Source organism: Curtobacterium sp. MCBA15_016 (assembly GCF_001865105.1).
Classification (GTDB): Bacteria; Actinomycetota; Actinomycetes; order Actinomycetales; family Microbacteriaceae; genus Curtobacterium.
In genome coordinates this window covers 986-1,720 of record NZ_MJGR01000045.1, presented here as the reverse complement: position 1 = coordinate 1,720, position 735 = coordinate 986, and the positions used below count along the sequence as shown (strand labels likewise).

At 70.2% G+C, this 735-nt stretch carries 1 protein-coding gene; it reads right to left on the bottom strand.

What is annotated here, in order from left to right; all coding sequences use genetic code 11:
* A partial coding sequence (locus tag BIV03_RS16115; RefSeq protein WP_139202037.1) for an FAD-dependent oxidoreductase occupies positions 1-735 on the bottom strand: 735 nt, incomplete at both ends.

The window sequence follows — 735 nt, the reverse complement described above, 5'->3', positions numbered from 1 at the left end:
CGTTCTCGGTGACGGTGTCGAGCTCGCCGCCCCACTCGATCCACCAGTAGTTGCAGCCGTTGTCCCCGGTCTTGATCGCGCGGTTCGCCAGGATCGGCGTCGTGCTGAGGTCCTTCGCGATCGACGGCGGCACGAACTTCTCCGGGCGGCCGGTGTCGTGCGTGGAGAAGAAGATCGAGCTGCCGAGGAGTTCGTCGTCCGGTTGTTCGGGCGCCCACTCCTCGCCGTGTTCGTCGCGGCCCTCGCGCCCGATCCGGTACGACGCCCCGGCCAGGGCACCGACGAGCCCGTCTCCCGTGCAGTCGAGGAACACCGGGGCGGTGAACGTCGTCTCGATCTCGGAGCCCATCGTCCAGCCGGTGACGGACGCGATGCGCGGTGCACCGGTCTCGTCGTCCACCGTCGTCACGGTCCGCACGTCGGTGTTGAGGTGCAGGTGGACGTCCGGCTCGGCGCGCACGAGGTCGAGAACGACCTGGTCCCAGTAGATCGCGTTGCCCTGCGGGTTCCGGTACTGGTTCTCGAGGAACAGCTCGCCCATGATCCCGGTCTCGCGGGCGAACCGCTGCGTGCCGTGGGCGGTGGCGCCGACGACCCACACGCGGATCTCGCTCGAGGAGTTCCCGCCGAGGACCGGGCGGTTGGTGACGAGGGCGACGCTGGAGCCGAGGCGGGCGGCGGCGACGGCGGCGCTCACACCGGCGAGGCCACCTCCGACGACCACGACGTCGTGGT